The following is a 6,218-nucleotide window of genomic DNA, read 5'->3' as shown; positions in this document are numbered from 1 at the left end:
CCTCGGTGCTGGCCATGGAAGAGCATGGCGAGATCGCCGGCACGGCGTCGGCGCTGATGGGCACGCTGCATTTCGCCATCGGCGCACTCGCGATGGGTGTTGCCGGCGTGTTCTTCGACGGCACGCCGCTGCCGATGGTGGCCGGCATCACGCTGTGCGCGGTGATTTCGTTCACGCTGGCCAAGGTCACGCTCGGCCGCTCGCGCGAGGCCGTCGAGGCGCCGGCGGAATAAGCAACCAAACAAATGAAAAAGGCCGGGTTCATCCCGGCCTTTTTCACGCCAATCCTGTCTCGGCCAGCACGAAGCGCAGCCGCGCCTCGACAGATGCCAGCGGCAACGGAATCATCTCATAGCCCAGTTCCGTGTAGACGCCGACCAGCGCATGGTGGGTGCGCTCGGCCTCGTCGAGCGTCTGCTTGCGCTCTTCATCCTGCGCGAAGATCTCCGGCCATAGCGGGGCGACGAAGACGCGCTGATGGTAGCGGAAGCGCTCGGCGGCAGCGTTGGCGTGTTCGGGTACCGGCAGGCCGCTCAGCCTGAGATAGCCGAGCGTGTCCGGAACGGCACGATCAAAGAAAACAGGACGCCCGGTCTGTTCTTGCGCGATTTGATACGAGCGCATCTCCCATGACAGCATCAACTCCGCAAACAGCGCGCGATCGCGCCAGGGCAAAGCGGGTCCGCCTATATCGGACTGGTGGCGGATGATGCCGCGGCCGGCTTCGATCGAGGTGGCAAAGCCTGCCCGGCGCATGGCTTCGATCAGGGTGGTCTTGCCGGAGCCGGGACCGCCGGTCAGCACGAAGAATCGATCGGGATCGTTTTGCATCTTTTGTCCGTGGAGAGGTGGCACGCGGCAGGGCGGCTTCGCGGCCGAGGGCGTGCGAAGTTGGCCGGCGGGAGCTGCCGTTGCGCGTAACGCATGTTGAGGAGGAGGGGAGAAGTGGAGGTTTCTGTTGCCAGGTACCTCCGAACCCCGCCTAGAAGTGCGAACCTCTAGGGCTTGATTTGAAGCTATCGCACCGCTTACGCGGCGAGACGTGCTTCCGCATAGTTGTCATTTGCAACTACAGGTTTAGCCCGATGACGGTGGTACCATGCCGGGCAAAAGTACGATCTTTACACCTTCGTCGATCCTATTTCGCCCCCAGCAAAAACCGCTCTGTCATCAGCAGCAGCTTTTGGTGGAGGCGCCGGGTACCGCCCCCGGGTCCGAACGGCTTATTTCATCGCCCATTTATCGCCATAGTCGGTCAAGCCGACAGACTGAATATAGGGGGCCATCGCAAGAAATGGAAGGCCGCAATGGCACTTTGTCCCCGTGTCAAAACCGCATCTCCAAAGGGTTGACTTGGACGCGGTCTCAACCGAAGCTTTGCCCCGGTGAGGAGTTACCGACCTAGCGCACATGTTGCAGCAGCGCGCCACAGCCCTCATCGATCGGATCCGTGGCGCCGACGAGGGGAATTTCGATGGCCGACTATCTTGCAGACGTGAAGAAATACGATGCCGGCGCCAGTGCTGATGCGGTTGAAAAGATCGTCAAGCACCTGGGCATCGCGCTCAGGAACCGCGATTCTTCGCTGGTGTCCTGCACCGACCCGAAGGAACTCGGGCGTGTCAGAGACAACTGGGTCGCTAAGAAGCTCGGCATCAGCGATGCAGCGAAGGCCGATGCATCCATCGAGAAGACTTGCAAGGCAATGGCTGCCGACAACACCAAGAGCCGTGTGACTTTCTACTACCTCGTCGCGAAGGACCTGGGCAAGCTCGGCTCCCTCTGACGACCGCGCTTCAATTCGCAGGGCTGGCGCGGTCCATGTGCCAGTCCTGATGTGTTGGGGACTGGCTGGCTTCGGGCATGGCTTGCGCTGCTTTGTGGTGTTCGACCGCCCGTCTGTAAGTTATGCTGGCTGGACAACCGAATCGAGCCGGAACCGATGCGCCAGTATCTCGACCTCTTGCAGCACGTGCTGGACAACGGCGCCGATCGCGGCGACCGCACCGGCACGGGAACGCGCTCCGTCTTCGGCTACCAGATGCGTTTCGACCTGGCGCGCGGCTTTCCGGTCACCACCACCAAGAAGCTGCATCTCAAGTCGATCATCCATGAGCTTTTGTGGTTCCTGGCCGGCGACACCAACATCAAATACCTCACCGATAACGGCGTTTCGATCTGGGACGAATGGGCCGACGAGAATGGCGATCTCGGCCCGGTCTACGGCAAGCAATGGCGCTCCTGGCCGGATGGCCATGGCGGCTCGATCGACCAGATCGCGAATCTTCTCAAGGAGATACGCAAAAATCCTCAATCGCGGCGGCTGATCGTTTCGGCGTGGAATCCGGCCGAAGTGGAAGCGATGGCGCTGCCGCCCTGCCACTGCCTGTTCCAATTCTATGTTTCGGAAGGGCGGCTTTCCTGCCAACTCTACCAGCGTTCCGCCGATATCTTCCTTGGCGTGCCGTTCAACATCGCGTCCTATGCCCTGCTGACCTTGATGGTGGCGCAGGTCACCGGGCTGAAACCCGGCGATTTCGTCCACACGCTCGGTGATGCGCATCTCTATTCGAACCATTTCGAGCAAGCACGCGAACAACTGCGGCGCACGCCAAAGGCGCTGCCGACGATGTGGATCAATCCGGAGGTGAAGGATCTGTTCGCCTTCCGCTTCGAGGATTTCCGGCTGGAAAACTACGTCGCCGATGCGTCGATCAAGGCGCCGATCGCGGTCTAAGGCCGCAAATTTCAGTCGATGCCGACCATCACGTCCGAGGCCTTGACCACGGCATAGGCCTGCTTGCCCTTTTCGAGCTTGAGATCGGCGACGGCCTCGTTGGTGATCGAGGCGGTGACTATGGCGCCGCCACCGATGTCGATCCTGACATGCGAGGTGGTGGCTCCCTTGACGATCTCGGCGATCGTTCCCTTGAGGACGTTGCGGGCGCTGATCTTCATCGGAGTTTCCTTTCCAGGGTTTCTTTGCCGGTCTCACCAGAACAATCGGTGTCGTACAGACGCTTTCATGGGGCGCCGGGCCTTCCCTTGTTATATTCATACGGATATATCGGTTAGCGGGCTTCGAGCCGGCCGGATTTCAAACCAGGGAGAGTCTTCCATGACGCGCATAGGTTTTGGATCGAGGGCGATCACCATCGGGGGGTTTGCGGCGATGTTGATGGCGGCGGTGCCTGCGGCACATGCGGAAGACAAGGTGGTGGTGTTTGCCGCGGCCAGCCTCAAGGATGCGCTCGACGCCGTGAACAAGGCCTGCGAGGCCGATGTCGGCGAGGCGGCGACCGTCTCTTATGCCGCGAGCTCGGCGCTGGCCAAGCAGATCGAGGGCGGGGCGCCTGCCGACGTCTTCATCTCGGCCGACCTCGACTGGATGAAATATCTCTCCGACAAGAAGCTGACCAAGCCGGACACCGAAGTGAAGCTGCTCGGCAATGAGATCGTGCTGGTGGCGCCGAAGGACTCGGCGGTCGACACCAGGATCGAGAAGGGTTTTGACCTCGCCAAGCTGATCGGCGACGGCAAGCTCGCCATGGGCGATTTCAAGGCGGTGCCGGCCGGCAAATACGGCAAGGCCGCACTTGAATCGCTCGGCGTCTGGTCCTCGGTCGAGGGCAAGGTGGCGCAGGCCGAAAACGTGCGCGCGGCGCTGAAGCTGGTTTCGACGGGCGAAGCCGCCCTTGGCATTGTCTATGCCACCGACGCGCATGCCGAAAAGGGCGTCAAGGTGGTCGGCACCTTCCCGGAGGATTCGCACCCGCCGATCATCTATCCGGTTGCCCAGACCACCGATTCGAAGGACAAGGATACGCCGGCTTTCCTGAAATGCCTGCAGTCGGCCAAGGCGGCCGCGCTGTTCAAGGATCAGGGATTTACCGTGCTCGCGCCGAGCAACTGAGTTCCAAGGGGCACTATGAACTGGCTGCTGGACCTCACTCCCGACGAATGGAATGCGGTCCGGCTGTCCATCAAGGTGGCAACGGTGGCGATGCTCGCCAGCCTGCCGCCGGGCATCTTGATTGCGCTGCTGCTTGCCCGGGGACAGTTCTGGGGCAAGACCGTTCTCAACGGGCTGGTACATCTGCCGCTGATCCTGCCGCCCGTGGTGACCGGCTATCTGCTGCTGCTGACCTTCGGCCGGCGCGGCCCGGCCGGCGCCTTCCTGGCCGAGCATTTCGGCATTGTCTTCTCCTTCCGCTGGACAGGTGCGGCGCTGGCCTGCGGCGTCATGGGCTTTCCCCTGATGGTGCGGGCGATCCGGCTGTCCATCGAGGCGGTGGACCGCAAGATGGAAGCGGCGGCGGGAACGCTCGGCGCCAATCCGCTCTGGGTGTTCGCCACCATCACGCTGCCCCTGATCCTGCCCGGGCTGATCGCCGGCGCCATCCTGGCCTTCGCCAAGGCGATGGGCGAGTTCGGCGCCACCATCACCTTCGTCTCCAACATTCCCAATGAGACGCAGACATTGCCGTCGGCGATCTACACCTTCACGCAGGTGCCGGGTGGCGATGAAGGGGCGCTCCGCCTGACGCTGATCTCCATCGTCATCTCCATGGCAGCACTTGTGGCTTCGGAGGTGCTGGCGCGGCGTGTCGGCCGGCGACTGGACATCGAATGAGCGTTCTCGTCGACATCAGTCATCGGCTGGGTGGTTTCGCCATCGACGCCCGCTTCGAAAGCGCCGGGCGGCTGACGGCGCTGTTCGGCGCGTCTGGGTCGGGCAAGACGACGCTGATCGACATGATTGCCGGGTTGATCCGGCCCGACAGGGGACGCATCGAGGTCGACGGCCGTGTGCTGGTCGATACCGATGCCGGCATTTTCGTGCCGAAGCACAAGCGCCGCATCGGCATGGTGTTCCAGGACGCACGGCTGTTTCCGCATTTGAGCGTTGCCGGCAATCTGCGCTACGGCCGCTGGTTCACGCCGCCGGCGGAGCGCTACGCCGATATCGATGCCGTCGTCGACCTGCTCGGCATCGGGCCGCTCATGAACAGGCGGCCGGCAAAGCTCTCGGGCGGCGAGAAACAGCGCGTGGCGATCGGCCGGGCATTGCTTGCCAGCCCCAGACTGCTGCTCATGGACGAACCGCTGGCCTCGCTCGACGAAGCGCGCAAGGCCGAAATCCTGCCCTATGTCGAAAGGCTGCGCGACGAGACGAAAATCCCGATCGTCTATGTCAGTCATTCGGTCGCCGAAGTGGCGAGGCTGGCCAGCGACGTGGTGATGCTGGCGCAGGGCAATGTCGTTGCCAGCGGGCCGACCGAGGCGGTGATGCAAAGGCTCGACCTGTTGCCGGCGGAGGAGCGCGGCGAGGGGGGCGCCGTGCTGGACACCAGGGTGCTGCATCACGACGAGACTTTCGGCATGACCGTGCTCGGCTCGGCCGCGGGCGAGCTCCGGGTGCCACAGCTGGCGATGAAGGCAGGTACGCCGGTGCGCATCCGTATTCGCGCCCGCGATGTGATGATCGCCACCGAAAAGCCGACGGGCCTCAGCGCGCTCAACATCCTGCCGGGGACCATTACCGCGATGAGCCCGGGCGAAGGGCCCGCGGTCGAGGTCGGTATCGACTGCAATGGCGCAACCGTGCTTGCCCGCATCACCGAACAGTCGCGGCAGGCGCTGAAGCTTCATCTTGGCGGCAAGGTTTTCGCGGTGATCAAGACGGTGAGCTTCGATCGGGCGAACACCGGCGCCGGCCTGCCCGCCGAGGCGGATGGATGATCCCGCTATGTCTTTTTGGAATAGCGGTTTCGCCAGGGAGCTTCTAGTATGGGGTTGGGTTGTGACCGCGGAGAGCAAAGATGCCGTCGCTGAGCTTGCGGATAAATCTCGATCCCGACGGGCGCGTCGGGCCGGGCAAGATCGAACTCCTGGAACAGATCGCCGCCTTCGGCTCCATCTCGGCCGCCGCTCGCGGCATGGAGATGTCCTATAAGCACGCCTGGGACCTGGTCGAGGACATGAACCGGGTATTCGGCAAGCCGCTGGTGGCGGCACAGACCGGCGGCCGCAAGGGCGGCGGCGCACAGTTGACGGCGGTCGGCCTGGCAGTGGTCAGCCGCTTCCGCGCCATCGAGCGCGCAGCTTCTGCCGCGGCGGCGGCGCATATGGAGGCATTGCAGGCGGAGATTGATGCTGGGTGAGGGCAGTAGGGCAGTAGGGCAGTAGGGCAGTAGGGCAGTAGGGCAGTAGGGCAG

8 protein-coding genes, 1 other RNA gene and 1 pseudogene are annotated in these 6,218 nt (G+C 63.1%); 7 read left to right on the top strand and 3 right to left on the bottom strand.

Going from position 1 to position 6,218, the window contains the following annotated elements; translation table 11 throughout:
* Positions 1 to 233, top strand: a pseudogene (locus EOD15_RS26405) (Bcr/CflA family drug resistance efflux transporter); the annotation flags it as partial.
* A 43-nt stretch (positions 234 to 276) separates the two neighbouring features.
* Here the strand turns inward: EOD15_RS26405 and EOD15_RS26400 are convergent.
* Complete coding sequence (locus tag EOD15_RS26400; protein WP_127321520.1) at positions 277 to 831, bottom strand: AAA family ATPase; 555 nt, start codon at positions 829 to 831, stop codon at positions 277 to 279.
* Between the two features lie 113 nt (positions 832 to 944).
* Positions 945 to 1,304, bottom strand: a transfer-messenger RNA (tmRNA) gene (gene ssrA, locus EOD15_RS26395).
* Positions 1,305 to 1,474: 170 nt separating this feature from the next.
* On the opposite strand from ssrA, the gene EOD15_RS26390 reads away from it, so the two are divergent.
* Together EOD15_RS26390 and EOD15_RS26385 are read left to right on the top strand one after the other, a co-directional pair.
* Positions 1,475 to 1,786, top strand: coding sequence for a DUF2853 family protein (locus EOD15_RS26390; RefSeq protein WP_023813086.1), 312 nt, complete (start codon positions 1,475 to 1,477; stop codon positions 1,784 to 1,786).
* A gap of 156 nt (positions 1,787 to 1,942) precedes the next feature.
* Complete coding sequence (locus EOD15_RS26385) at positions 1,943 to 2,737, top strand: thymidylate synthase (RefSeq protein ID WP_127408980.1); 795 nt, start codon at positions 1,943 to 1,945, stop codon at positions 2,735 to 2,737.
* 11 nt (positions 2,738 to 2,748) lie between these two features.
* Here the strand turns inward: EOD15_RS26385 and EOD15_RS26380 are convergent, their stop codons facing one another.
* Positions 2,749 to 2,958: a molybdopterin-binding protein gene (locus EOD15_RS26380; RefSeq protein WP_024501417.1), complete on the bottom strand. Its 210-nt coding sequence runs from the start codon at positions 2,956 to 2,958 to the stop codon at positions 2,749 to 2,751.
* Positions 2,959 to 3,118: 160 nt separating this feature from the next.
* Here EOD15_RS26380 and modA point away from each other — a divergent pair, with 160 nt between their 5' ends.
* From modA to EOD15_RS26360, 4 genes are all read left to right on the top strand, one after another.
* On the top strand, positions 3,119 to 3,913 hold the full coding sequence (modA, locus tag EOD15_RS26375; RefSeq protein ID WP_127322542.1) for a molybdate ABC transporter substrate-binding protein: 795 nt from the start codon (positions 3,119 to 3,121) through the stop codon (positions 3,911 to 3,913).
* A 15-nt stretch (positions 3,914 to 3,928) separates the two neighbouring features.
* A complete protein-coding gene (gene modB / locus EOD15_RS26370) occupies positions 3,929 to 4,633 on the top strand; it encodes a molybdate ABC transporter permease subunit (protein ID WP_127293102.1) in 705 nt (234 codons plus the stop codon).
* Positions 4,630 to 5,742, top strand: coding sequence for a molybdenum ABC transporter ATP-binding protein (gene modC / locus EOD15_RS26365; RefSeq protein ID WP_127322543.1), 1,113 nt, complete (start codon positions 4,630 to 4,632; stop codon positions 5,740 to 5,742). The genes modB and modC overlap by 4 nt, the downstream gene beginning before the upstream one ends.
* 80 nt (positions 5,743 to 5,822) lie before the next feature.
* The gene (locus tag EOD15_RS26360) at positions 5,823 to 6,164 is read left to right on the top strand and encodes a winged helix-turn-helix domain-containing protein (RefSeq protein ID WP_127271788.1); all 342 of its coding nucleotides are present in this window, start codon (positions 5,823 to 5,825) and stop codon (positions 6,162 to 6,164) included.
* The last annotated feature ends 54 nt before the right edge of the window (positions 6,165 to 6,218 follow it).

Source organism: Mesorhizobium sp. M7A.T.Ca.US.000.02.2.1 (assembly GCF_003996995.1).
In the GTDB taxonomy this organism is placed as follows: domain Bacteria; phylum Pseudomonadota; class Alphaproteobacteria; order Rhizobiales; family Rhizobiaceae; genus Mesorhizobium.
Note: the sequence above shows the minus strand (reverse complement) of the source record. Positions and strands in the feature narration are given on the sequence as shown.